Source organism: Acrocarpospora catenulata, assembly GCF_018476525.1.
GTDB lineage: Bacteria > Actinomycetota > Actinomycetes > Streptosporangiales > Streptosporangiaceae > Acrocarpospora > Acrocarpospora catenulata.
Window position 1 is genome coordinate 78323 of sequence record NZ_JAHCST010000003.1, and the last position, 24083, is coordinate 102405.

At 68.0% G+C, this 24083-nt stretch carries 30 protein-coding genes; 11 read left to right on the plus strand and 19 right to left on the minus strand.

Annotated features, from left to right (window positions below; genetic code table 11):
* Nucleotides 1–7 precede the first annotated feature (7 nt).
* The 13 genes from KIP79_RS03950 to KIP79_RS04005 all read right to left on the minus strand — a co-directional run bounded on the left by KIP79_RS03950 (nucleotide 8) and on the right by KIP79_RS04005 (nucleotide 9209).
* Nucleotides 8–2263: an FtsK/SpoIIIE family DNA translocase gene (locus KIP79_RS03950; protein ID WP_308169544.1), complete on the minus strand. Its 2256-nt coding sequence runs from the start codon at nucleotides 2261–2263 to the stop codon at nucleotides 8–10.
* A gap of 5 nt (nucleotides 2264–2268) precedes the next feature.
* Entirely contained in the window at nucleotides 2269–2895 is a 627-nt protein-coding gene (locus KIP79_RS46450; RefSeq protein WP_250212638.1) for a hypothetical protein, read from the minus strand.
* A 214-nt stretch (nucleotides 2896–3109) separates the two neighbouring features.
* Nucleotides 3110–5251 (minus strand): hypothetical protein, encoded by a 2142-nt coding sequence (locus KIP79_RS03955; RefSeq protein WP_214103268.1) that lies wholly within the window; start codon nucleotides 5249–5251, stop codon nucleotides 3110–3112.
* Nucleotide 5252: 1 nt separating this feature from the next.
* A complete protein-coding gene (locus KIP79_RS03960; RefSeq protein ID WP_214103269.1) occupies nucleotides 5253–5639 on the minus strand; it encodes a hypothetical protein in 387 nt (128 codons plus the stop codon).
* A complete protein-coding gene (locus KIP79_RS03965; RefSeq protein ID WP_214103270.1) occupies nucleotides 5636–6013 on the minus strand; it encodes a hypothetical protein in 378 nt (125 codons plus the stop codon). Before KIP79_RS03965 ends, KIP79_RS03960 begins: the two co-directional genes overlap by 4 nt.
* Nucleotides 6013–6255 carry a hypothetical protein gene (locus KIP79_RS03970; RefSeq protein WP_214103271.1) on the minus strand — a complete coding sequence of 81 codons (243 nt, stop codon included), beginning with the start codon at nucleotides 6253–6255 and terminating at the stop codon, nucleotides 6013–6015. The genes KIP79_RS03965 and KIP79_RS03970 overlap by 1 nt, the downstream gene beginning before the upstream one ends.
* Nucleotides 6255–6488: a hypothetical protein gene (locus KIP79_RS03975; protein WP_214103272.1), complete on the minus strand. Its 234-nt coding sequence runs from the start codon at nucleotides 6486–6488 to the stop codon at nucleotides 6255–6257. The genes KIP79_RS03970 and KIP79_RS03975 overlap by 1 nt, the downstream gene beginning before the upstream one ends.
* Nucleotides 6485–7486, minus strand: a complete 1002-nt coding sequence (locus tag KIP79_RS03980) for a hypothetical protein (protein WP_214103273.1) — start codon at nucleotides 7484–7486, stop codon at nucleotides 6485–6487. The genes KIP79_RS03975 and KIP79_RS03980 overlap by 4 nt, the downstream gene beginning before the upstream one ends.
* Complete coding sequence (locus KIP79_RS03985; protein WP_214103274.1) at nucleotides 7483–7767, minus strand: hypothetical protein; 285 nt, start codon at nucleotides 7765–7767, stop codon at nucleotides 7483–7485. The genes KIP79_RS03980 and KIP79_RS03985 overlap by 4 nt, the downstream gene beginning before the upstream one ends.
* Nucleotides 7767–8138, minus strand: a complete 372-nt coding sequence (locus KIP79_RS03990) for a WhiB family transcriptional regulator (RefSeq protein ID WP_214103275.1) — start codon at nucleotides 8136–8138, stop codon at nucleotides 7767–7769. Before KIP79_RS03990 ends, KIP79_RS03985 begins: the two co-directional genes overlap by 1 nt.
* 83 nt (nucleotides 8139–8221) lie before the next feature.
* Nucleotides 8222–8428, minus strand: coding sequence for a hypothetical protein (locus KIP79_RS03995; RefSeq protein ID WP_214103276.1), 207 nt, complete (start codon nucleotides 8426–8428; stop codon nucleotides 8222–8224).
* Between the two features lie 10 nt (nucleotides 8429–8438).
* A complete protein-coding gene (locus KIP79_RS04000) occupies nucleotides 8439–8636 on the minus strand; it encodes a hypothetical protein (RefSeq protein ID WP_214103277.1) in 198 nt (65 codons plus the stop codon).
* A gap of 315 nt (nucleotides 8637–8951) precedes the next feature.
* Nucleotides 8952–9209, minus strand: coding sequence for a hypothetical protein (locus tag KIP79_RS04005; protein WP_214103278.1), 258 nt, complete (start codon nucleotides 9207–9209; stop codon nucleotides 8952–8954).
* Nucleotides 9210–9362: 153 nt separating this feature from the next.
* On the opposite strand from KIP79_RS04005, the gene KIP79_RS04010 reads away from it, so the two are divergent.
* Entirely contained in the window at nucleotides 9363–9818 is a 456-nt protein-coding gene (locus KIP79_RS04010) for a GntR family transcriptional regulator (RefSeq protein WP_308169546.1), read from the plus strand.
* On the opposite strand, the gene KIP79_RS04015 is transcribed toward KIP79_RS04010, so the two are convergent.
* Nucleotides 9811–10119, minus strand: coding sequence for a hypothetical protein (locus KIP79_RS04015; RefSeq protein WP_214103280.1), 309 nt, complete (start codon nucleotides 10117–10119; stop codon nucleotides 9811–9813). The two genes, KIP79_RS04010 and KIP79_RS04015, sit on opposite strands and share 8 nt — an antisense overlap.
* A 226-nt stretch (nucleotides 10120–10345) precedes the next feature.
* On the opposite strand from KIP79_RS04015, the gene KIP79_RS04020 reads away from it, so the two are divergent.
* The 3 genes from KIP79_RS04020 to KIP79_RS04030 all read left to right on the plus strand — a co-directional run bounded on the left by KIP79_RS04020 (nucleotide 10346) and on the right by KIP79_RS04030 (nucleotide 12708).
* Nucleotides 10346–11125, plus strand: coding sequence for a GntR family transcriptional regulator (locus tag KIP79_RS04020; RefSeq protein ID WP_214103281.1), 780 nt, complete (start codon nucleotides 10346–10348; stop codon nucleotides 11123–11125).
* A gap of 445 nt (nucleotides 11126–11570) precedes the next feature.
* Nucleotides 11571–12161: a helix-turn-helix domain-containing protein gene (locus KIP79_RS04025; RefSeq protein ID WP_214103282.1), complete on the plus strand. Its 591-nt coding sequence runs from the start codon at nucleotides 11571–11573 to the stop codon at nucleotides 12159–12161.
* 250 nt (nucleotides 12162–12411) lie between these two features.
* Nucleotides 12412–12708, plus strand: a complete 297-nt coding sequence (locus KIP79_RS04030; RefSeq protein ID WP_214103283.1) for a 4a-hydroxytetrahydrobiopterin dehydratase — start codon at nucleotides 12412–12414, stop codon at nucleotides 12706–12708.
* Nucleotides 12709–12721: 13 nt separating this feature from the next.
* On the opposite strand, the gene KIP79_RS04035 is transcribed toward KIP79_RS04030, so the two are convergent.
* From KIP79_RS04035 to KIP79_RS46455, 4 genes are all read right to left on the minus strand, one after another.
* The gene (locus tag KIP79_RS04035; RefSeq protein WP_214103284.1) at nucleotides 12722–12979 is read right to left on the minus strand and encodes a hypothetical protein; all 258 of its coding nucleotides are present in this window, start codon (nucleotides 12977–12979) and stop codon (nucleotides 12722–12724) included.
* Nucleotides 12980–13321 carry a DUF6247 family protein gene (locus KIP79_RS49985; RefSeq protein ID WP_372453516.1) on the minus strand — a complete coding sequence of 114 codons (342 nt, stop codon included), beginning with the start codon at nucleotides 13319–13321 and terminating at the stop codon, nucleotides 12980–12982.
* Between the two features lie 137 nt (nucleotides 13322–13458).
* Nucleotides 13459–13896, minus strand: a complete 438-nt coding sequence (locus KIP79_RS04040; RefSeq protein WP_214103285.1) for a hypothetical protein — start codon at nucleotides 13894–13896, stop codon at nucleotides 13459–13461.
* A gap of 614 nt (nucleotides 13897–14510) precedes the next feature.
* Nucleotides 14511–15146, minus strand: coding sequence for a hypothetical protein (locus KIP79_RS46455; RefSeq protein ID WP_250212639.1), 636 nt, complete (start codon nucleotides 15144–15146; stop codon nucleotides 14511–14513).
* A 153-nt stretch (nucleotides 15147–15299) separates the two neighbouring features.
* Here KIP79_RS46455 and KIP79_RS46460 point away from each other — a divergent pair, with 153 nt between their 5' ends.
* The 6 genes from KIP79_RS46460 (at nucleotide 15300) to KIP79_RS49990 (ending at nucleotide 20393) form a co-directional block, all read left to right on the plus strand.
* The gene (locus tag KIP79_RS46460; RefSeq protein ID WP_372453517.1) at nucleotides 15300–15626 is read left to right on the plus strand and encodes an ATPase, T2SS/T4P/T4SS family; all 327 of its coding nucleotides are present in this window, start codon (nucleotides 15300–15302) and stop codon (nucleotides 15624–15626) included.
* A gap of 126 nt (nucleotides 15627–15752) precedes the next feature.
* Entirely contained in the window at nucleotides 15753–16475 is a 723-nt protein-coding gene (locus KIP79_RS04050; protein WP_308169547.1) for a type II secretion system F family protein, read from the plus strand.
* Between the two features lie 385 nt (nucleotides 16476–16860).
* Nucleotides 16861–17529, plus strand: a complete 669-nt coding sequence (locus tag KIP79_RS04055; protein ID WP_250212640.1) for a type II secretion system F family protein — start codon at nucleotides 16861–16863, stop codon at nucleotides 17527–17529.
* A gap of 954 nt (nucleotides 17530–18483) precedes the next feature.
* Nucleotides 18484–18792, plus strand: a complete 309-nt coding sequence (locus KIP79_RS04060) for a DUF4244 domain-containing protein (protein WP_308169548.1) — start codon at nucleotides 18484–18486, stop codon at nucleotides 18790–18792.
* A 687-nt stretch (nucleotides 18793–19479) separates the two neighbouring features.
* Nucleotides 19480–19800, plus strand: a complete 321-nt coding sequence (locus tag KIP79_RS49190; protein ID WP_308169577.1) for a TadE family type IV pilus minor pilin — start codon at nucleotides 19480–19482, stop codon at nucleotides 19798–19800.
* A 221-nt stretch (nucleotides 19801–20021) separates the two neighbouring features.
* Nucleotides 20022–20393: an Rv3654c family TadE-like protein gene (locus KIP79_RS49990; RefSeq protein WP_372453523.1), complete on the plus strand. Its 372-nt coding sequence runs from the start codon at nucleotides 20022–20024 to the stop codon at nucleotides 20391–20393.
* Between the two features lie 368 nt (nucleotides 20394–20761).
* Here KIP79_RS49990 and sftH read toward each other — a convergent pair whose 3' ends face one another.
* A complete protein-coding gene (sftH, locus tag KIP79_RS04075) occupies nucleotides 20762–23398 on the minus strand; it encodes a DNA 3'-5' helicase SftH (protein ID WP_504741654.1) in 2637 nt (878 codons plus the stop codon).
* A 332-nt stretch (nucleotides 23399–23730) separates the two neighbouring features.
* Here sftH and KIP79_RS04080 point away from each other — a divergent pair, with 332 nt between their 5' ends.
* On the plus strand, nucleotides 23731–24081 hold the full coding sequence (locus KIP79_RS04080) for an STAS domain-containing protein (RefSeq protein ID WP_111171502.1): 351 nt from the start codon (nucleotides 23731–23733) through the stop codon (nucleotides 24079–24081).
* Nucleotides 24082–24083: the final 2 nt, after the last annotated feature.

The following is a 24083-nucleotide window of genomic DNA, read 5'->3' on the forward strand; positions in this document are numbered from 1 at the left end:
GGAGCGGCTAATTGCGGAGGTCGGCCAGCAGGCCGGGGAGGTCGTCCGGCTTGACCAGGACCTCGCAGGCTTTCCCGCCGACGCTTGGGCCGATCACGCCCTTCTGGAACAACCGGTCCATGAGCTGCTTGGCCTCCTTGGGGGGAAGCCGGAGCTTGCGCTGGAGCATCGACATGGAGCCGAACTGGGTGGTGACGATCAGCTCGGCCGCCTGTACCAGCAGCTCCAGGTCCTCGCCGGTCTCCCCGTCGTTCCCTGTCTCCTGCTCAATTGGCTCGATCGTGGGGACGCGAGGCTGGTAGGTGGGGTCGGCTTGCTGCTTGCAGTGGGCGACAATGCGATCGACTTCGGCGTCGGAGACGTAGGCGCCCTGCAGCCGCGTCGGCGTGCTGGCATCGAGGGGCAGGAACAGGGCGTCTCCCTGCCCGACCAGTTCCTCTGCGCCGGGCTGGTCCAGGATGACCCGCGAGTCGGCCAGGGAGGAGGCGGCGAAGGCCAGCCGGGACGGGATGTTGGCTTTGATCAGGCCGGTCACCACGTCCACCGACGGCCGCTGGGTGGCGACCACCAGGTGGATGCCCGCCGCGCGGGCCAGCTGGGTGATCCGGACGATGGAGTCCTCCACGTCCCTGGGAGCGACCATCATCAGGTCGGCCAGCTCGTCCACGATAACCAGCAGGTATGGGTACGGCTGGTAGACGCGCTCGCTGCCCGGCGGGGGCTGGAGCTTGCCCGCCCGCACGGCCGCGTTGAACTCGTCCACGTGCCGGAAGCCGGCGGCGGCCAGGTCGTCGTAGCGGCGGTCCATCTCCCCCACCACCCACTCCAGGGCCTCGGCGGCCTTCTTGGGGTTGGTGATGATCGGGGTGATCAGGTGGGGGATGCCCTCGTAGGGGGTCAACTCCACCCGCTTGGGGTCAATGAGGACGAACCTCACCTCGTCCGGTGTGGCGCGGGCAAGGATGCTGCACACCAGGCTGTTGATGCACACCGACTTGCCGGCCCCGGTCGCGCCGGCCACCAGCGTGTGCGGCATCTTCGCCAGGTTGGCGATCACGGGGCGGCCTTCGATGTCCAGACCGAGGCCGACGACGAGCGGGTGCTGCTCGGCTTGGGCGGCGGGGGAGCGGAGCACATCGCCTAGGGCCACGGTGTCCCGGTCGGTGTTCGGGATCTCCAGGCCGACGGCGGCGTAGCCGGGTGCCGGCGCCAGGAGCCGCACCAGTTTGGTCCTGGCGGCAAGACGGAAATCGTCACGCCGCGCGGTGATCTTTGAGACGGGGACGCCCTTGCCGGGGGTGACCAGATATCGGGTCACCTGGGGGCCGCGGATGAAGTCGGTCACCGCCGCGTTGATCCCGAAGGATTCCAGGACGCCGTTCAGGGCGGCCACCATGGCGTCGGTCGCCGCGGTCCGGCCGCGCGGCGGTGCCCCTTCCTTGAGGGCGTCGGTGCCGGGCGCGGTGTAGTCGTCGAGCGCCGGTTCGGGCTGCGGCTGGCGGCGCCTCCCCTGCTCGCGGGGGCGGGCAGGCTCCGGCTCCGGCTGCGGGGGCGGGGCGGGTTCGGCCGGTAGGGGTTCCTCGTCTGCGTCGGCCTCCTCCTGCTGGTCGGGCTGGTGCTGGTCGTCATCGCCTCTCCGGTACCGCGCGGGCGTCGGCCCGGTCGGAGTGGCCGGCTTGGTGCGGCGGAAGGCGAGGACCAGCCCACCCGCGCCGAGCGCGACCAGCAGGAGCGCCCAGAGCCAGGACGGCAGCAGCAGCGCCGGAACGGTAATGACCAGCCCGGCCATACCGCCCGACGCGGCGAGGGCGTCCCATTGGCCGAACACGGGCAGCCCGGCGGCGAGGTGGGTCAGCCCGGTGATGGCGGCCGTAGCCATCGCGAGCCCGGCACCGCGGCGGATCGTCTCCATCTCGGCGTCCGGCCTGCGCAGGATGCGGGCGCCCAGCCATACCAGGTAGGCGAGCAGCAGCCAGCCCGTCCAGGCGCCGAACAGCACCCGCACGGGGAACACCTGGTAGCCGTAAGGGATGGCCGCCACGATGGCGCCCGCCACCAGGCCAGCCCCCACCTCGTCACGCCGCTGGGTGGCGAGGACCTTCTCGGGTCCGCCGGTGGTCGAGCGGATGACGGCACCCACCCCGCGCGCCACCTTGCCCAGGGCGCGGCCGAGGTCGCCGTTTCCCCGCCGCGCAGCGGGTCGGCTGACGGTCCGGGATGCCGTCCGGGTGGCCGGCCGCCGTGTGGTGCGTCTCTTGGCCACTGGGCTCACCCTTCCCGCACGAACTTGACGACGATGAGGGCGATAATGCCGACCACGATCGCGGTGGCCGCGGCGAAGCGGACCAGCCACGACGGGCCGAGCAGGACGAGCGCGAGCAGGAGTATGAAGCCAGCAGGGAGCACCATCTGCCGGGAGAGCACGGCGTCGAGCAGGCCCCGTCCGCCCACGGTGAGCAAGCCGCGCCCGGTTGCCGCCCAGTCCTGCCCTGCCGGGGTGGGGGCCTCGGACGGCTGGCCACCAGGCTCGGCGGACGGCAGCGCGGTGTCCGCGGCGTCTCGCTCGGCCTCGGCCAGGGTGAGCAGGATGGAGGCGGCTTCGGCGCCGAACTGGGGGGCGGCCCACGAGGCGTGGATGTGCTCCAAGTGCTCGGCACGGGTGGCGCGGTCGGTGACGTACGCGAGCGGGTGCAGGGCCTCCACCGTGTCCCACGTCGGGTCCGAGGGCTCGTAGTCGGGGTGGGAGAGCAGGAGTTCGCCGTCGGCGACGATCCTGACGAGGCGGGCGCGGGCGTGCCTCCCGGCGGCCTCTTCGGCGTCGGCGAGGTCGGCGAGGAGCTTTGCTCGGTGGAGGGGCTCGGTCGTGGCGCCGAGGTCGGCGATGGCGGTGGTCATGTCGTCTCCGATGTGCGGCCCCATGTGCGGGCGCGGATGGTGAGTGTGCGGTCACGTTCTGTTCGTGTGCGGCGCGTGTGCGCATGTGCGGTGATCTTGTGCGGGTATGTGCGGTCACGCTCTGTAGATGTGCGGCGTGCGCGTTGATCTTGCGCGGGCGATGTGCGTAAGGTGTGCGGGGCACGTGCGCCCCTTACGCACATCGCGAAATCCCCTATAGAGAAAGACGGCCCCCCACGCCGATGTGCGGCGCACCCGGCGTCCCGTCACCGTCCGTGAAGCGGGCCCCGGGCGCCCCCGCGCCCGCGCGCTCGAGCGGCGAGCGGACCAGATCCCAACCGCCGTCCTCCCTGGCCTGGATGCAGCCCAGGTCCGCCCATCGGTCGGTCTGCCGGTACAGGAACCGTCGGGACCGGCCCACCCGGCCCAGCCACTCCGTCAACTGACTGGTCTCCAGACCTCGAGACCCCGACCGGTACAGCCTGTCGAGCAGTTCGTCCCAGACCCGCTGCGCCTGCTCGGGCGTCAAGTCCGGCCGCTCCTCGTCGTCCTCCTGTCCGCCGTCCTCGACGTCGGTGCCGATTTCAAGATCGGGGTCCACGTCGGCCCAGTCGTCGGCGGTGGCGTCCTCGCCGAGGTGCCGCTCGCGGGACTCCTCCATCTGGCGGCGCATCTCGGCGAGATCCTGCGCGTTCTCCTCGTCGGCCTGCATTGCGGCCTCCTGTTCCTGGTCGAAGTCGTAAACCCGACGTCCGGGCATGGGCTGCTCGGGGCGCGGCGCGGGCACGCTGGCCCCCCAGACCCGGCCGGAGTGGCGGGTGCGCCGCGCGTATAGTTCACCGAACAGCTGTTCGGTAACGGTGTCCATGGGGTCGCGGACCTGCGCTCCGAGACGGACCGCCTCGGTCAGCTGCTCGTCGAGAGGATCGAAGATCCGCGCCATCGTGGACCACATCCGCTTGGGGGTTCCCAGGCCGGCGATGTAGCAGTAGCCCGGCTTGCTGGCGCCCCAGAGCGGCAGGCCGTCCTTGCCGAGCGCGCGGAGAGCCTCGTCAGGCAGGACGTGGCCCGCGTCGTCGGGCTCGGTCACTCCGAAGCAGATCCCGGACCCGTGCAGCTTGCGAACGGTTGTGGAGACCTGCCGGTAGATCCAGTCCTGGGTGCTGCTCACGAACATGATCCCGGCGCTGCCGGCGTCGGCGACCGCGTTCTCGTACTGGGTCTGGAACTTCCTGAACGTCTTGGACTCCTCGATGTGGATCACCAGGAAGTTCAGGCTGGATCGCAGGCTCCAGCGGGCCAGCCCTTCGCGGGCCAGGTGAGCGGTTCTCCCCTTGATGACGTGGGCGAGCCGGGCCATGAACAGGCGGCCTTCGTCCTCCTCGGTGATCACCCACGTGAATCCTTCGACGATCGGCCCGAACGTCTGGAGCTCCTTGGTCAGGTCGATGCCGATGATGTTGAGGCGGCGCTTGGCCATGAGAGAGGCGAGGAAGACCCGGGCGAAGATGCTCTTGCCCGCGCGGGTGGTGCCGCCGACCTTCGTGTGGGAGACGTCGGCGGCCGACCGGTCGCTTTCGACGTCGCCGACCAGGCGCACCATGGCCAGGCCGGTCTGGTATTCGCCGACCGGGAATGGGTCGGTCGGCAGGCTGCCCAGCAGGTCACGCACGCCAGGCCACGGAATCGGCCGGGCCAGGTTGTCGCGGGTGGCGATCTCCATGTAGCCGACGCCATCACGGTTCTGGTCGCGCGCCAGATGGGCGCTTCCCGGTACGGCCCGAGCGTCCGCCGACAGCATAGGTACCAGGGCCTGCGCGTCGTCGATCGTGCCGCCCGGCAGGGTCCTGACCTTGGCTCGGACCACGCCTCGCTCATCTACCTCGGCCTTCGAGAACTGCACCCGGGCGGCGGAGATGGCCTCAGCGAGTGGGTTTGGCGCGGTCTCGCTGGTGGCGCCCGCGTACTTCTGGCCCCTCCAAATGATCCACAGCGCCCACACCACGAGCGAGCAGCACAGGTAGGGGATCCACATGATCCGCCATCCCAGCACCGTCACCAGGACCAGCATCGCGGTGGCGCACCCGCCCGTGACCCCGACAAGGATCTTCAGGTGGGGGCGCGGTCCGGCCGTCGACAGGCCGAACCACGTCAAGGCGGCGCCGATCAGCGCGAACACGAGCGCCAGCAGCGGCGTCACGACCGGATCGCCGCCGAACCCCCACCTTGCCCCGGCGCACAGCAACGCGAACACAACACACCCGATCAGGGGCGTGACTAGCGGCAGACCGTGCACCAGCCACCAGCCGCCATCCACCCGCAGGGCGGGCTCCGCAACCTGCACACGCTTAGCCATCTCACTTCTCCGTCCGATAGCGGCCCTGACGGCCCGACTTGCCGTTCTGCGCCGGATCGGTCTCCAGCGCGATGTACTCCTGGTGGACCATCGACATCCGCACCGCCGTCTTGGCCGCCTCCAGCACGGCCTCGGCCGACCGCTTGCCGTGCCCCGACAGGCGGAAGCTGAGGAACATGCGGTCCCACCAGCCCACCCGGCCGCCCTTCGGGTCCCGCTCGCGCAGCCATCGGCCGGCCTCCGCCGCGTCCTCGGCGATCAGCAGAGACAGGTCGCACATGATCGTGCGCACCGCCTCCAGGTAGCGGCGGTACTCCTCGTGGGAGCGGCCCAGATCCGCCTGCTCGAAGACCGCAGCCGCCTGCGCGAGCTTCCCTGACCTGCTCATTTGGGGCCCCTCGCCTTCTTCTCCTTGGCCTCGAATTCGGCGTGTACGGCGCGCATGGCCCGCAGCGCGTTGATGGCCAAGTGGAGCTGGTCGGACAGGTGGCGGCCGTGGCCGCGGGTACGCCGGGCCAGCCGTGTGCGCTCGATCCACGGCACCCGCTTGCCCTTCTTGGGCTTGCGCCTGGAGAGCCATGTGGCGGCGATCTCGGCGTCCTGGTGGCCCATCATCGCCGCGGTGGTGAACATGGATTCGGCGAGGTCAAGGTAGTCCCGGAACGCGTCGTGACTGCGGATCGGCTCGGCCTGCTCGAATGTCGCAACCTTCGCGGCGAACGTGCCGACGGCCTGGCCTTGTCCCTGGTTCTGGTCCGCCATCACAGGTCTCCGATCACGTCGCGGAGCAGCCGCAGAGCGGTGCCCTTGGTGGAGGTGTGGACGATCAGCCCGGTGGGGGTGCGCCGCGACATCGTCGAGTCGGCCGCGGCCCGACGCCAGGCTGTGCGCACCGAGGCGACCCGGCCCCGGACCGTGGCGTTCTCGTCGGTGCAGAAGGCGACGACCAGCGTCACGGTGACCAGGGCGGCCACCGTGACGTAGTCGAGGATGATCTGCCTCATCACGCCCCCGGGCTGGTCAAGGCGGGGACGGCGGGGTGGGCCAGCAGCACGACCGGCCGGGCGTCGGCGGGCGGGAGCTGGCCGTGGCGGTCCAGCACGTGCCGCACGTAGACGAGCGGGTCGGTGTGGCCGAGCGCCTGGCCGGCTACCGCGGCGCGGGCGGCGGCCAGGAGTTCGGCGTAGTCGGCGGCGGTCTGCGCGGCGAGGTCGGAGCGGGAGAGGGTTGCAGTCATGCCGCACCCCCGTACAGCTCGTCGCGAACCTGTCGGGCGGTGGAGGTGGCGCACTTGAGAGCGGCGCGGATCTTGTCCACTCCGGCGCCCTCCGGGAGCACTCCGGCGGCGATCAGAGCCCGCACGCGGGTCGCCTTCTGGGCGATGTCGTCGGGGTCAGTCGCCCCCGACTCGACCCCCGACTCGAAGTCGGCGTTTCCCCTGTACGATCCGCCAGTCGCCCCCCGACTCGCCCCCCGACTCCAGCGGCCCCCGAGGGCGGGTGCCGGAAGGTCGGAAAGGATCTTCCAGAGGGTGGGCAGGACCCAGACGGAGATCACGGCGGCGACCGGTCCCAACGAGTGGACGATCAAGTCGAGGAGGCTGAAGCCGTCCAGCTTGAACGCCGGCCAACAGTTGAGCACCAGCGTGAGCGACAGCAGCACCAGCTCCACCCGGAACAGGCGCTTGCCTTCGGGGCTCTTGCGGTCCACCACCTTGTCGCGCATCGCGGAGTACGCCTGCACCCCGACGGCGGCCAGCAGGGGCAGCGACAGGACGGCCTCGACGCCGAACGCCGCCCACCATCCGAGGTCGCCGTAGTGGAGGTCGAGCGCCTTCGCCACGCTCGCCTGCACACCGATGCTGCTCACCGCGAGCGCGATCCCGGCCGCGGCCAGGGTCATGCTGGTGGTGATCCGGCGGACCTTGGCGTCCCGCCAGGCAAGCGCGGCCGGGTCCTGTGCCAGCTGGTGCAGACGCGCGGCCTCCCAGGTCTGGCGCCGGCGCTTGCGCACCTTGTCGGTGTCGAGCTGGAACGGGGTGTCGTCGTCCTGGAGGTCGGCGAGCAGGTGCGCTTCGGCGACCTCCTTCCGCAGGCGCTCGACGCGCTTGGTCTCGCCCCCGTGGAGGGGCACGACGGGCCGGGGTGCCTGGTCGGCCATGAAGAGGTCGAGTTCGGCCAGGCCGCGGGAGACGTCCTCCGGGCTCGGCTCCGGGGTGGGGGTCGTGATGGTCATCGGTCCTCCTTTCGGAACCTGCGGCGCCACGGCCGGGCCGGGCGGGGGTGGGAGGTTTCGGTGAGGGCGGCGCGGATGGCGGCCAGCTCCTCGTGAATGGCGAGCAGCGCCAGCACCTGCGCCTGCTGCGCGGTGGCCTCCGCGAACGCGCGGCGCACCTCCGTGTGGGGGTGCCCGTACGGGCGGGAGTCGGCGAGCTGGTCGCGCGCCTGTGTGAGGTGCGAACGCGCATCCTCGACCAGCGACTGGCCGGGAGGCGGCGGGCCGTAGAGGTCCTTCATCACGCCGCCTTCCGGGCCTGGCGTACGGCGGCCTGGCGGCGGCCGCGCCGGATGTTCCACCGCTGGCGGGCGGTCTTGCCGCCGCGCACGCCGTGGATCTCGGAACGCTGGAGGTTGCGCTCCTCGTGCAGCGCGAGCTCCAGGCAGAGCGCCCGGACGGGGCAGCCGTCGCACAGGGTGCGGGCATGCTCCTCGTGGACGGCCCTTTCGATCAGGTCCAGCGCGGGGTCGCCGGTCGGGGCCGGCTCGTCCGGGAACCAGGCGTCCGGGTCGGGTGCGTTCCGGCAGGCGCCGCGCGTGATGACGGCGAAGCGGAGATCCGAAAGGGTGTTCGCTGGCGCTTGGGCGCGCCGAAGCTGTATCAACGTCATGTCCTCGGTCCTGTTCTGCCAGGTCGGGATGTTCGGCCCCGGGGTGGGCGGTAGGGTCGCCTGCCCCGGGGGTGCTCAGGGGGCTAGCTGCTGGCGTCTTCCTGCATGTCCGGGCCCGGGATCGTGCGCCGGGTGCCGTCGGCGGCCTCCACCACCCACTGGCCGGTGGAGAAGTCGCCGTCGACGATCCGGCCCTTGAAGACGGGGCCGTTGAAGGGGAAGGTCTTCACGTTCTTGCCGATCGACTCGGCGGTGCGCCGGGCGAAGTACTCGTCGTCTGCGCGTCCCATTCCCGATCTCCTACGTGTTGCGGTTGAAGTAGGGGTCGCCGCTCGGCAGCGAGAACCAGTTGCCCTCTCGGCGGAGCCGGGCCAGGCGGCGGTTCAGCGTCGTGCACTCGTCGCGGTGGTCGCTGGGCTCGTTGGAGTCCTTGAGGCAGCTTCCGCAGCGGCAGTGGCGGCTCTGTCCGATCCCGCAGCTGGCGCATATCGAGGCCATAGGGCCCTCCTCTCGGGTGGTGGGCCCGCCCGCCGTGTGCGGGGGCAAAGCACGGCGGACGGGCGGTCTATCGGCTGCCGGGGTGGCAGTCTGGTGCGGGGTGGCTGGCCAGAGTCCAAGGCATTACGCCCTGGGACCAGCCCTGCAAGATCACGTCTTTGTCGCAGCGGCACCTCGCTGTGCCGCCTGGTCTCTGACCGGGCTCGGCAGGGACGCAGTGGTCCCAGCCGTTCGGGTGGAGCCGGCCAATCACCCACACGACCGGCTCGTCCTGTTCCGGCGCCCGGATGGTCACCGGGTGACCGAGCCGCCTGGTCACGGCAGGGGTTCCTGCCGTTTCGCGGCCTGCCGCTTCTCGTCCTCCGCCGTCAGCACCTGGTCCATCTGCTGTGCGTTGGCCGAGTCCACGGTGCGGGAGCACTCGGCGTTGTACTCGGCTTTCGTGAGCTGGTGGTGCCAGGTGGCCCAGTAGCGGCCGGTGCTGGACGTCCAGATCGTCCACCCGGGGTGGGCGGTCCGGAGGTCGGCCAGTGTCAGATCGGCGGGCGGTTGGTCGGCCCGGCGCTCGGTCATGGGGGTGACGATACGTCGACTTGCCTTAGCTAGTCTAGTGCCTGCTATATATCAGTCAAACAGTTGCTCTAGATCAGGCAAGCGTGTGTAGTGCAAAGATAGGGCTTGTAATGGCACATCTAGCCTGCGAGCGTGCTACGTCATGGAGGACCGGTGCCTCTGTACCGCCAGGTTGCCGACGTGATCCGAGCTCGGATCACAAGCGGCGAACTGCCGCCTGGGCATGCGATCCCCAGCGAGCACGAGATCGCCCATGAGTTCGGCGTGTCGCGAATCACCGCGACCAAGGCGACTCGCGTGCTTCGCGACGAGGACGGGCTAATCCATACGGTCCAAGGGAAGGGCTCGTTTGTCGGCTCGTCCGATGTGACTCGGGTGTCGAAGCCGCGACTCTACGAGAAGATCGCGGCAGAGATCGCCGGGGAGATCCAGGCGGGTAGGCCCGCCGTGGATCAGGCGCTTCCCTCTGAGATGGCGTTGGGCCAGCGGTTCGGGGTGGCGAAGGGCACCATCCGTCAGGCGATGGCCCTACTGCGTGAGCAGGGGTGGGTGTTCACCGTGGCGCACCGGGGGACCTTCGTCTCAGACCCGGAGAAGTGGCCTAGGTAGATCTCCGGTCGCCTCCCGGCCCGGCCGCCCTGCAGACCTGGCAGTCAGCGCGGCGGCACGCCGTTGCGGGCTCCTGGGGCTCGGGAAGGGTAGCCGGGTCGTTTGGGGCGATCCGCAGCGCCACAATCCGCTGGACGGCGTCGAACAGGATCTCCTGCTCGTCGTCGGTCAACGACGCGGCGATGCCCTTCCCGGTGACCGAGTCGGCCATCTCCAGGCCGTAGAACTCGATCAGTTCGAGGGTGAGGGCGGCACCGGCGTGCAAGCCGACCTCGTAAATCGGGATCGTGAGATCCTTCATGCTGGGTCTCCTCCTGTTGTGGCAGTAGGGGATCAAGGGCCAGGCCGGTGGTCGCACACCGGCCTGGCCCGGCTTGTCTTGCTCTGGAGTTATCAAGGATCAAATCAAAGCATCGTACGATGCTTTGTCGTACGACACTGACGGTAGACGCGGCCTGGTGGGTCGTCAAGCAACTGTCGTACGTCAGTTGATGAATTGTCGTACGCCACTGGGGTAGTGTGTCGCTATGTCACCAGAGAGAGACACCGGGCCAGCGGGCCGTATCGCCGACGCCTTGCGAACCGCCATTCGCGATGGCCGGATACCGCCAGGCGGCAAACTCCCACCCGTCCGAGACCTGGCCGACCAGCACGGCGTGAGCCGAAACACGGCGGCGAAGGCTATCGCCCAACTGCGAAAGGAGGGCCTCATCACGACGAAGTACGGCAGCGGAGCATATGTGCGGGAGCGGCACCCGATTCGACCTCTTGGGCCGGACCGTTACGCCCGCAGTCGTTGGCAGTCCACGGTCGTCCAGGCGTACGCCGACGATCGACTGGCGGACATTACCGAACAAGCTGGCGGGCAGACACAGGAAGTGAACCTCGTCGAAGCTGGCGAGCGTGTCGCTTCGAGGCTCGGGGTTGCCCCTGGCGCGCTGGTGTACGAGCGGGATCGCACCATGTCACGCGACGGCGTGTCCACGCACACCATGACCAGCTACTACCGGCGGGAGGATGTCGAGGGGACCCCCTTGGTCGATCCCCGGCCGGGGATCGCCGGTCAGCGAGGTGGTTTCGCGATCCTGTCGGATCGGGGCCTGGAACCGCACGAGATCACCGAGGATCTGCGTGCGCGGATGCCGACAGTGGATGAGGCGACGCTCCTCGAACTGCCGGACGGCGAACCCGTGGTTGAGATTCACCGCGTCACGCGGACCGCTGAGGGGCGGGTGGTCGAGTACGCCGTGGGCGTCCATGCGGCCAGCCGTTTCCTCTGGTCCTACACCTTCGCAATCCCGGACTAGCACGATGGTGATCAAGGGCTCGCCGGATGGGGGACCAGCCGGCGAGCCCGTCTTTTTTGGCAGAGGCTCGGAACTGCGGTTCCGGGCGGAATCCGCTCGGAGTCCAGCCGGAAGCGGGAACGGAACCCGAAGACCATTCCGGGTGGAACGGTGGTACCTCCCCCTAGCAACTTGCTAGGCGTTTGCTACGGGGTTGCTATCGAAGCAGCCAAGCAAACCGCCCGGGGTGCTCGCGCCGTTTGCTTGCCGGAACCCCCGCTCATGCGCCACGCACTCAAGTCCGCGCGCCGCGCAGATAAGTCTGCGCCGATCAACGAAAGCCAGGTCGAATGCCCCCCGACATGGACGAAGCCCGCCCCCAGCCCGGGGCGGGCTCCAAGGTCCAAGACCTCAACTCCCAGACCACGATACGCCATCGAGGACGCCCCGCAGCTCCACTGCGAGGATGCGAATGATCCGCCCTGATGACGACACCGCCCCGTTCGTTTCGCGGTGGAACACGCTGATCCGCGTCCTCCTAGTTGAGTCATCGGTCAAACTCGTGGCCCGTACGGCGATGGACTATGCCGACTTCAACACCGGTGCGAACTGTCACCCGAGTAATGATCGATTAGCGCGGGACACCGGGTACAGCGAGCGCACCATACGCGACGCATGGAGCGTGCTTCGCGGGCTCGATCTTGCGGAACGAGTCGCTACGGCCGTAGCCCATGCCCGGCTCGCTGACGAATACCAGCTCGTCATCCCAGGCGACTGGCGGGGGCTGCCGACGATCGGCCCGCGCGGTCGCAAGTTCACCTGCCTGGGCTGCGGGAAAGGCTTCAATCCGGCTGCGCATCAGGCGAAACGCAAGCCAGATGGGCAGGTCCGCTTCGATGTCTCGCGCTTCTGCTTCTGCGCGGCAGCGCGTGGCGAGCACACCAGTCACTGCTTACGGCTCTGGGATCTTCAACGGAAGCAGCGCGGCGAGAAGCCGTGGCGGGACACAGCGGATAAATGGGCACTATTCCGGCAGGCTCGGGGCGACGATTGGTGACTCGGCGAGTACCGGAAACCATTTCCGGTACCGGCAGTGGTTTCCGTGAGTACCGGAAACCATTTCCGTAGATACTGGAAACCATTTCCGCGAGTACCGGAAATGGTTTCCACCCAACGTCCCATAGAACAAACCATCGAACGACCCATGTGAACGGCGGCGCGCTCCGCGCGGCCCACGCTGGCGCGTGGGCGCGAGAGAGGATGATCGAACCCAGCTGGGAGGCGGGATCTCCCGGCACACTGGGCTCATGACCACGACGCCGCCGCGCACCAGCCTCTCCGAGGATGAGATCACCGCCGCACTCGCCGAGCTGCCGGAGTGGACCAGGGAGGGCAACGCCATCGTCCGCACCGTGACCCATCCGGACTTCGGGGTAGCGCTCGGATGGGTCGTCCGCGTTGGCCTCATCGCGGAGAAGGCGGACCACCACCCCGACATCGACGTCCGCTACAACCAGGTGACTCTACGGCTCTGGACCCACACCACCGAGGGAATCACCACGTCGGATATTGACCTCGCGAAGCGGATCGACAAGACCGTGTAGCCGCTGGGCGGCACTAGAGCCCGAGCCACATCACTTTGAGGATCTCCACATGCCGCCGATCCTCAAGGATCATGTACGTGACCATGCCCTGCTTTCGTGGCCCGAATGCCAGGGTCAGAATGTTCGCGTTGGGGTTGTCCTCGTTCAGTGACTTCCCACTCCACGGGGCGACGCCGAGCACGGCCAGGACCTCCAGGAAGGGCGCCAATGCGTCGAACGGTAAGACGTCGGCCTGCTCTTGCGCTTCGTCCCCGTACTCGACCGCGTACACCTACGCGCCCCGGGCCAGGCGTGCGCGTATGCGCGCCTCGACATCCTCCCCGGGGACACTCTTCACGGACTCTCCGCGTCGGAGCTTGCCAACTCTCTCCCACATCCGGTGGCGTCCTCGCGGATCGCGGAGCGAGTCGCAGGCGATCAGCCACCACGTGTGGATGAACTCGTCCAACACGGCCCAGTCGTGCGTGGCCCGTGCTTTGTCGACGACAACAGGGAGGCTTGCCTCGAACGCTTCGATATCACAGGGGTGCGACAGAACCGCCCTGATCGCCAGCACGTTCTTCTCCGGGCGGGCGGGCCGGCCAGGTGAGGGTTCGTGCGGCTGGGCTGTCATACGACGACTCTAGCTGTGCGCTAAGTACCTGTACATTCCGCTCGCTCGTATGCGCAGGCTATGGCCCCCGGGCTGTTCCGACCTCGAGCCCCGGGCGCGGGGAAGCGACCTGGGGCTCTCGCTACGTCATGGCGAAGTCAGGCCCCGGTGTCAATCGCGAGCTGGCCGCTGCGGAGTTCGGCGGCAGAGTAGTCCACCGGGTCGCGGTCGCCGATCTTCAACCCGTAGAAGGGCGAGTCCGCCGGTACGTCCGCGATCGAGAAGTGGAACACGCACCGCTGGGTTTCCGGCGGGCTGTCGCCGAGCGTCAGAATGCCCACCCCGAGAGTTCCGATACCGACGGTTTTACCAGTGTTATCGGACAACACCAGCCGTAGGCCAGGCTTGATGTCCTCACTCTGACGGCTGGTGTAGCCGCACTCTTCGCCTTCCTTGTTTGACCAGGACGCGCCGAAGGCGAGGACCGTACCGGACGCGGTGAATGTGGCGGGTGCGCTTGGCGTCGGCGCGGCGGCCTCGGTACTCCCGCACGCGGCGATGGTCAGGGTGAGCAGGGCGGCGGTCAGGGCTCGCACAGGGCCTCCCGGGAGTGAGGGGTACCCACTAGATGCCCGAACGGGCGGCCGGGTTGCCACCAGCCGTCGATCAGGTTGGAGCCCCAGCGCACACCGGGCACGGGGTGGCCGTCATCCTGCCGTCCGCCACGTGCACCACCCGCCGCGAGCCCAGACAGTACCGGCACGCCAGCGTCGCAGCGACCGACGGGTCCGACCAGACCTTGTGCTCCCACACGGCCGGGAGCGGCGGCGGCTCGCACTCCTGGCCGCGCTCGGCCGGCTCATTGTCCTCGCCGACCCAACCCCGACCGCCACAGAACCGGCACGCCAGATGCAGGGACCCCAGCCTCACGCCGCGGGTCCCTCCACATTCCGGACACGTGATCCGGTCGCTCACTACCGTCGTCCCGTCCCGTTACACGCGCTGCACGGCACCCAGACCGCCTGTGCTGGCCCGGACCCGTTCTGATTGACCCATTCTCCACACGCACCCAGGCAAACATCGCAGATCGGAGGCGGCGGGGGAGTCTCCTCATCGGCCACGATGTGGACGGTACGCCGCATAATCGCGATCAGCGAGCGGTTCCCGCAGCGTCGCCGGTTCGGGGACGACCAGAATCCTGCCTTCTGGGTCAGATGTCCGCCACTTCCACCGTCCACGCGCACAGCGTGCCGTTCACCTGCAGGTGGAAGGTTCCCGCCCGATACTGCGGGGTGCGCTTATCGGCCTTGGTGCCGATTTCGTTCGCCACCAGATCGACGATCTGCGTTCCATCCATGACGGTGATCGACATGGCGCCCTGGCCCGCCACGTTGTTTGTGCAGTCGAAGGTGTAGTGGACCTCCCACGAGTCGTCCACCGTGAACCGCTGCGTGTTCTTCTTGCCGTCCCCGCTGTCGGTCAGCAGCACCCCGCGCGGCTGGGCCGGCTGGGATGAGGCGGCGGCAGCCGGCGGCGGCTCCGTGCTGGGTGCGGTCCCCGTTGAGGGCTGCTCCGCGGGGGGCTGTTCGGCCGGGGGTTGCTCCGCGATGGCGGTCCCGCCCGTGGCCTCCTGGACGATACTCGACCGGGAGTCCGGCTCCGTTGCGACGGTCGTGGCCGTGTCGTTCACCGCCAGCAGGACCGCGCAACTGCCGAGGATGGTCAACGCGACCGCCCCGACCACGACCAGGATCAGCGCGGTGTTGCTGTGGCGCGGCGGCGGGGGAGGGGGCGGGTAGTACCCGGGCTGCTGGCCGTACGGGGGCTGACCGTATTGCTGGGACATGGGGGGCTCCAGGGACAGGCTGGCGTTGACCCTTCGTGGACGGATGGTCTATCAACGTGGTTGACGTCGTCGCCTCTCTCGCCCAAATTTTCATCGCGCTGTTATCGGCCAAGTGTTGGTGTTTATTCGAGATTCGGCGACCTCCTCAGCGCTTTGAACACCGGCCACGAAGGCGGTTGCGGCACCCTCCACGCCAACACCGCCGCCGATGTCCCACCCCGCCTGGAAGCCCTCGCCTGCGCCGCCGGCCTCACCCGCGAGGCCGTCCACAGCCAACTCGCCGCCGCCCTCGACGCCGTCATCCACCTGACCCGCCACCCCCAGTCAGGCCAACGCCAGGTCTCCGAAATCTGCCTCCTCCAACGTTCCCCCTCCGGCTTCGTCACCGCCCTCCCCGCCCTGACCTCGACCCCCACCGGCACCCTCCAAGCGGGCCCAGCCCTCCCTTTCCTCAAGTCCCGCTGCCCCACCCTTCTCTGATCACCATGACCGTGAAACTCAAGGCCCAGCGGCAGGGAGGACATCCCTTGAAGGAGGTCGCAGGCACCTTCGTGGTCTGGTCGCAAATGCCCAGTGGAGTTCAGTCGCGAGAAGGGGGAGAGTTAGGTGGGTGCCTTCGGTTGGGGCCTGGTCGCGACTCTGACGGGCGGTATCGCAGGCTGGCTATGGTTCGGCCCAACGCGAGCATCTGCACGACTGACCGCGATCGCCAGCAGCCCAACCCGCCCATGGCCTTCGCTCCTGTACGGCTTCCGCCGCACCCGCCCGGCCAAACAGGCAGCCGCATGGCGCACGTCATCGATCGAACTATGCCAAGCCATCGCGGCCGAACTGGCCACAGGCCGAACCGCCGGCGACGCCCTGAGCCGCGCGATCACCTCGACCGACTTCCCCGACCCCACCAGAATGACGCCAGTCCTGGCAGCCGCCCGCGACGGCGGCGACATCGCGACAGCCCTACGCCAGGCAGCCCCTCCCACCGGCGGCGAAGGGCTCCTCCGCCTCTCCTCCTGCTGGCACGTCAGCACCACCATAGGCGGCGGCCTCACCACCCTCATCGAACGAGTAGCCACCTCCCTCCGAGACCTGGAAGCCCACCGCCAGGACATCTCCGCCCAACTAGCAGGCCCCCGAGCCACCGCCCGCCTCCTCGCCGCCCTCCCCGCCCTAGGCCTCCTCCTGGCAGCCGCCCTGGGCATGCAGCCCCTCCCCTTCCTCTTCACCACCCCCGCCGGCCTCGCCTGCCTCATCCTCGGCCTCACCCTCAACGCCCTCGGCCTCCGATGGACCAACCACCTCGTCACCAAAGCCGAACAGACCTGCCTCTAACCCCGCCCATCACCTCCTCTCAATCGCGTAGGAGGACCAACCCGTGAGCTGCCCACGCGCCCGCCGCTTGAGCCGGCTTGAGCGGAGTCGCCATGTTTCGCCCGTGCCGGATTCGATGACGGTCGCCTTCTCGCACACGGGTGAGAGTGCCTCCGTGGTGGGTCGTGAGGCGGTGAGAAGGCTGGGTGCTCGAAGAAGGGCGCTCGTCCCATGTTCATCTTCGGAGGCTGTGGTGTTTGTTCTCTTGAGTGCGGTGTTGGCCGCGCTGGCCGTCTGGGCCTGGCCTGTCCGCCGGAGGCCCGAGGATCGGCTTTCGCGAGTGCGTGAAACGCCGGGGGAAGGAACCGCGCGCAGGAGCGTGGGCACCCGCGGAGGTGGCGCATCGATGACCGGTGACGTCGTGGGTGATGTGGACGCAGTAGGGGTGGATGGGCGTGGGTCTGCGGAAGTTCGCGCATACGGGGCTGTGGCGATTGTCGCCGGGCCTGCTGGCGTGCTGACCTTTCTCACAGTGGGCGGGTTGTTTGGGGTGGTTGCTGGTGTCTTGGTGGCTTCAGGATTGATTGTCGTAATTCGACGGAGAGAATCGCCGGACGCTCGTCGCCGAAGGGAGCAACTCACGGCGGATCTGCCGTTCCTCGCGGATCTGGTGGTGGCGTGCCTGCGAGCGGGCCAGCCCTTGAGCGGGGCCGTCGACACGGCCTCCAGGGCCGTTGGAGGCCCCCTGGGCGCCCGTCTCTCATGGATAGCGGCTCAGATGCGCCTCGGCGCCGACCCGGCATCCGCATGGTTGCTGCTCGCTGACGAGAAGCCACTGGCGACGTTCGCCCGAACCATGTCCAGAGCCATGGAAAGCGGCGCTCCGGTCGCGGACGTACTCACCCGCCTTGCGGAGGACGCCCGCCACGCCCACCGCGCGACCTCATCCGCCACCGCCCGAAAAGCAGGAGTCCACGCCGTCGCACCACTCGGCCTGTGCTTCCTGCCCGCCTTCGTCTTCCTCGGCATCATCCCCGTAGTGGCAGGTCTGGCCACCCAGGTCCTCATGCCTTGAACGCGAGTGTCAACGAACATGCCGTTGTCGAGATGGACGGCCAGTAACCGTCCTGGCTGACGGCCATCAGAAATCGCGCAGAGCCGAGCCCAAGAGAGTGCTTACTGCGATCCTGGCAGTGACCTGTACCCATCCGGCACTGAACTCCACTCGCCTAACGCCAACCCCGCCAATACACAGGCGCCGCACCTGTGGATGAAGTTATCCACAACTGTGGACAACGCCCCCCTGTCTTGTGACTGAAGGCCGTATCGGCTGGTCAAAGTCCCGGGAAGTTATCCACAGCCTTTCGGATATCCACAGAATCGCATTCGGCCCCAGCGAGAAACGGCAAGTACATGCACTCTGAACGTGGCTGCGGACGGAGGGCCCGTCCCAGGCTCGTAGGAGGCCCAAATGCGCGTGCGGACCACCGAGCACCCCCAGAACACCCACCCGCTCCATCCAATCCCACCCGCCATCTCACCTCGCCGACACTCCACCCCCACCCCATCGGATCAGCGGGTTGCCCTGCCCTTCAGCATCGTCGGTTCGACTGGCACGCCCAGGCTGGTAGTGCGGGAGACCGGCGATTCGCAGCCATTGGATCGATCCCGGCTTGCCGGAACGGCCCCATCGATGCACCAGCCGGTAGCGACGCGTGACCGGAGCTTGCCAGCGGGCGGTACGACCCCTCGCGGTATGCGCCCGGCGGGTGGTACGCCACCTCGCGGTATGGGCTCGGCGGGTAGTACGGCACCTACTGGTACGGGCTCGGCGGGTGGCACGGCCCCTCGCGGTATGCGCTCGGTGGGCGCTATCTGCTCCGTCCATGCCGTGGCATCGCGAAGTGCGGTTGTCCCCGCGCCGCGTCCCGCGGTCGAGTCCACGCATGAGTTCGGGGCGGGGAACGTTCGGGCGGCTGTCTCGTCGCCCCCGGCCGAGGCTGATCAGAATCAGGGGACTGTCATTCACGTGGATCGTTGGCCAGGTCGCCAGGGCCAGCTGGTCCTGGTGGAGGGAGGTGGTGAAGCGGCGAAGGTGCTGCTTCCCAAGACTCGGCGACAGCGGCTCAGCCTGGTGAACCGCGCCCGGAACCTGGGTGTCCAGTGGACGCTCGCCGCCCGCACGCGAAGCGACGCCGGCATGTCCACCGCCGAATACGCCGTCGGAACGATCGCGGCCTGTGGCTTCGCAGCCCTGCTCTTCAAGGTGGTGACCTCAGGCGAAGTCCAGCAGATGCTCTCCGCCCTGGTCCAGAAGGCCCTCAACCTGGCTGGTTAGTCCCCGAATCAACCGAATCTCGACAGGGCAACCCCCATGAAACGCGCCCTCCGACGCTTGCACCTCCTCGGCCATGCCTGTAGCTCGCGCCTGCTCGGGCATGCTTGTGGCTCGCGCCTGCTCGGGCATGTCTGTGGCTCGCGCCTGCTCGGGCATGCTTGTGGCTCGCACCTGCTCGGCCACGCCTGCGGCTCGCACCTACTCGACCATGGCCGTCGCTCGACGGGTGACGCGCTCAACCTGCAGGCCAGCCAGTTCATCCCCCAGAGTCCCAATCCATGCCGTCAAAACCCACAGCTCGATCTTGAGGTATGTGAGCCGACTCGGCCGATCCCCGGGTCGAACCCCCGAATCCGTGATTCTCACGAAATCCCTGAGCCGGTGCATCCGGTAGACCACGTCGCTCCGAGCCGGGGCCGCGGTCGGGTGCGCGGTCGGGTGCGCGGTCGGGATCGCAGTCGGAGTCGCAGTCGGCTTCGGGTTCGGGGTCACGCATGGGTTCGGGGTCGCGCATGGGGGCGCGGTTGGGTTCGGCGTCCCGGTCAGGTTTGGGTTCGGGGTCGTGGATGGGGTGGCGGTCGGGTTTGGGGGTGGAGTTGGGTTGGGAGTTGGGCTCGGGGACGGGGCTTTCGCTGGGTTCGGCGTGTTCGTCGGGGCATGGGGGATGCGGGGTCGGTGACTGCCGAGATGGCGGTTGCCTTGCCAACGCTGGTGGTTGTTCTCGGGGCGGCGTTGTGGGCCATTGCGGTGGTTTGTGCGCAGCTTGAATGTGTGGACGCGGCTCGGGCCGGTGCTCGGGCCGCGGCCCGCGGGGAATCCGTCGAAGCTGTTCGCGAGGCGGCAATTCGCTCGGCTCCCGATGGAGCGAGAGTTACAGTCGCCATCGGTGAAAATCTTGTCCGAGTAACAATAACCGCAGATATAGGCCCCCGAGTGGGTCATATCGTCTCCCCGATAACCGTTGTCGCTTCCGCGTCATCAATATCGGAGCCAGGGCTGTCGCTCTAAGCGCACCCACAAAGAATGTAGAAGGTCACCGCTTCTCCCCATTTACGCCAGGGGTGACGACTTCCCGCCGTGCGGGCTCTCAGGGCGGCGGTGAGCACGACGACGCCGATCGCGTAGATGGCTCACAAAGAATCAGTGTTGAAAAGAGGAGTAAGGACGCATAGAGGAAAGTGGGCGCGGAGGAAAGCGGCACGGAGGAAAGTGCATCGAAGAAAGGGTGGATGGAGGAAAGGGTGGATGCTCGGGAGCGGGGGAGCGGGACGGTTTGGGTGGTTGCTGTTATGGGGGTTGTTTGGGTTGTGGTGGTGATTATGGTTTGGGTTGGGGTTGTTCGGGTGGGGCGGCATCGGGCGCAGGTTGCGGCTGATCTTGGTGCGCTGGCGGGTGCGAAGCAGGCATTTGTTTCGGAGGATGTTGCTTGTGGTGAGGCAAGGCGTGTGGTTGAGGCCAACACCGCTCAGTTAACGTCCTGTGTGGTTTCGGGCGGCGTAGTTGATGTTTCCGTTGCGGTTGCGATGACGCTCCCAGGATTGGGTGCGCGCATCGCCACCGCTTGGGCAAAAGCTGGGCCTGCCGAAGTTGGTCTCCCCTGAAGCATTTACATGCGAATCGGCTAGGGCTGGCTGGACACGCTGCACGGCCTGGTCAACTTCCCGTCGCGGCGGCCACTTTTTGCGTGGCCTTCACCCGTTCGGCGGAGCGGTGGCTGGCATGACCCTCAAACAAGATTTATCGCTCTCGGGGTGGGACATACTGTGAATGATGACGTCCCACTCCGACGGCCGGGTTACCTCGCGGCGTTCTCTATCGCCTCGGTTTCCGCGATAGAGGAACTATTTCGATCAGGCGGATAAACTGGGACCGTAGGGGGCGCTCCACCCACCCGCAGATCCAGCGTGTCCTCCGCTGTTCCCGCCGGTCCCTGGCGGCCACTGGGACAAATTGGATGATGAAGGTAGGACTAGGTCTCGCTGTTCTCAGGTTCGGGTTGTAGGAGGATGTTGAGTAAGTGAATGGCGCCCTGTTTGTCTAGGGGCTCGTTGCCGTTGCCGCATTTTGGAGACTGGATGCAGGACGGGCAGCCGTGGTCGCACTCGCAGGCGGCAATGGCGTCTCGGGTCGCGGTCAGCCATTCCACGGCATTCGCATAACCGCGTTCCGCGAATCCGGCGCCGCCGGCGTGGCCGTCGTAGACGAACACGGTCAGCAGCCCGGTGTCGGGATGGAGTTCGGTTGAGACGCCGCCGATATCCCATCGATCACAAGTCGCGAACAGGGGCAGAAGCCCAATCGCCGCATGCTCTGCCGCATGTGCGGCCCCACCAAGATCGATGTCCCGCTTCTTCGCAGCCCGGCGCCCCGGAGTCCGCCCCCGAGCCATCCCACCATCTGAACTAAGCAGTTCCTGAGGCACCTCAGCAGGACCAAGAACACCCTCAAGCGGAGCGGAAACAACCCCAAGCGAAACGGAAACAGCATCACGGGAAGCGAAAAGGGCCCTGTCTTGAGTGGCATCCCCTTGAAGGGGGTCGCCTTGAAAGGGGTCGCTTTGGACGGGGTTGCCTTGGACGGGGTTGCCTTGGACGGGGTTGCCTTGGACGGGGGCGCCCTGAAAGGCGTTGGCTTGCGTGGGGCCATCTTGGATGGCGTTGGCTTGCGTGGGGCCATCTTGAACGGCATCGGCTTGCGAGGGGCCGCTCTGAACGAGGTCGGTTTGGTTAGGGCTCAGTTGGTTGGTGGCGGACTTGTCGGTCTGGGGGAGGGCCGTGTTGGGGAGGGTCCACCAGGCTGAGCGGGTTTGGAGGGTTCGGGGTGGGAGGGTTAGGGGGGTGTCGCCGAGGAGTTCGCCGGATTGGGTGTGGCGTTTGGAGTAGGAGATGACCTGGCGGGTTACCTCGACGGTGCCGAAGTGGAGTTCGCCGGGGCCCAGCGGGCGGGAGCGGAGGGATTCGATGATGCGGATCTCGGTGATGTCGCGGGCGAAGGTCGAGTAGTCCGGCTGGGCGGAGGTGACCAGAGCGACGCCGGCGTCGAGGTCGAGTTCCTCGACGAGGAAGGTGTCGCCGCGATGGAGGTGCACGGCCCCGGGATGCACGGTGCTGTGCGCGGACGCCTCGTCCACGGTCCCGAGCAGCCGCCCGGTCTCCACCTCCACGATCTGGATGGGCGCCCCACCGGACCCCCGGATGTCAGCGAGATCAACCGCCCACTCCCGGCTGGTCCAGAACCACCCGGTGGTCCGCCGCCGCAACAACCCCTTCCCCACCAGCTCATCCAAAACCCCAGCCGCAGCAGGACCAAAAATAGAAAGGTCCTCATCCGTGAGCGGTATTTCGGACGCCGCCGCACAGAGATGCGGCCCCAGGACGTACGGATTGTCCGGATCCAGCACCGTCGCCTCAACCGGATGTCCGAAAAGCGCCTCCGGATGGTGCACCAGATAGGTGTCCAGCGGATCGTCCCGCGCGATCAGCACCGCCAGCGCGTCCTGCCCGTCGCGCCCCGCCCGCCCGGCCTGCTGCCACAGCGAGGCCCGCGTCCCCGGCCACCCCGCGATCAGCACCGCGTCCAGTCCGGACACGTCCACCCCGAGCTCCAGCGCGTTCGTGGTCGCCAGCCCGAGCAGTTCCCCCGACCGCAGCGCCTTCTCCAGCCCCCGCCGATCCTCCGCCAGGTACCCGGCCCGGTAGGCCGCCACCTTCTCGGCCAGTCGCAACTCGGGCAGCACCGGCGTCGCCGCCCCGGCCCGGGACGGCCGGGCGTGCACCCCCAGCGACAGCTCGGTGTCGTGCAGCTGCCCCCGGGCCGTCAGCGCCACCGTCTCGGCCGCCCGCCGCGACCGTACGAACGCCAGCGTGCGCACCCCGTCCAGGACGAGATCGGCGAGCAGGTCGGCCGCCTCGGCGGTGGCGGTGCGCCGGACCGGAGCCCCTCCCTCGCCGCGTAGATCGGTCAGAGGCGGCTCCCAGAGCGCGATGGTGGTCGCACCCCTGGGCGAGGCATCACGTGTCACCTCGGCCATCTCAAGCCCCGTCAGGCGCATCCCCGTCGTCCCCGGCTCACTCGCGGTGGCCGAGGCGAGGAAGAAGACCGGGCGGGAGCCGTACTTGGCGGCGACGCGGCGCAGGCGGCGGAGGATCTGGGCGACGTGCGAGCCGAACACGCCGCGGTAGCCGTGGCACTCGTCGACCACGACCAGCCGGAGGCGGCGCCAGAAGGAGTTCCAGGCGGCGTGCCGCGGCAACATCGACCGATGGAGCATGTCCGGATTTGTCAGGACGTAGTTGGCGTGGCGGCGGGCCCAGGCGCGGTCCTCCGCGGGGGTGTCGCCGTCGAAGGCGGCGGGGCGTACGCCGTCCAGGCCGAGGGAACGGACGGTGCGGAGTTGGTCGGCGGCGAGGGCCTTGGTCGGAGTGAGGTACAGGACGGTTGAGCCCTGGAGGAGGGAAGTGACCGCCGGGACCAGATAGGCCAGAGATTTTCCGGATGCGGTGCCGGTGGAGATGATCACGTTTTGGCCACGGTGGGCGTGCTCGGCGGCGGCCAGCTGGTGCGGCCACAGGCCGGACACCCCCAGTCCCTCCAGCCGCTCACGCACCGTCGGGGGGACCCAATCCGGCCACTGGGCTTGACCTGCCTGACGTGCTGGAACATGCTCCACGTGAGTGACTCTCCCGTGCCGTGCCGGGGTCATCAGCAAACGATCGAGGAGTGGTCCGTTCCGGCCAGGCACACCCCTGCTGAGGTGCGCGGGTGACGAGGACCGATTCATTGGTTTCCACCATGGCATCTGCGGGGAGAGTCGCCCGGAGTCGGGATTTCGTATAGACACTGAGGCGTGGCGTGGTTGAATGCCGCGCGTCAGGATCGTGTTTTCCTAAGGATGCACGATCTGCATCGGACCTACGCAGGCAAGGCGCTGGAGGATCTGTGGATCTGAAGTTGGACCACCGTACCGAGGACCGTCTCACCATCGTCGAGGTCGAGGGTGAGATCGACGTCTACACCGCGCCCAGATTGCGTGAGCTGCTCATCGACCTGGTCAACAAGGGCAACTTCCATCTGCTCGTGAACATGGAGAAGGTGGACTTCCTCGACTCGACCGGCCTGGGTGTGCTGGTTGGGGGGCTCAAGCGGGTGCGTGCCCACGACGGCTCCCTGGAACTCGTCTGCACCCAGGAGCGCATTCTGAAGATCTTCCGGATCACCGGGCTCACCAAGGTCTTCGGGATCTACGCCTCGGTGGACGAGGCCAAGGAAGCCCACGGCCGAGACAAGTAGTC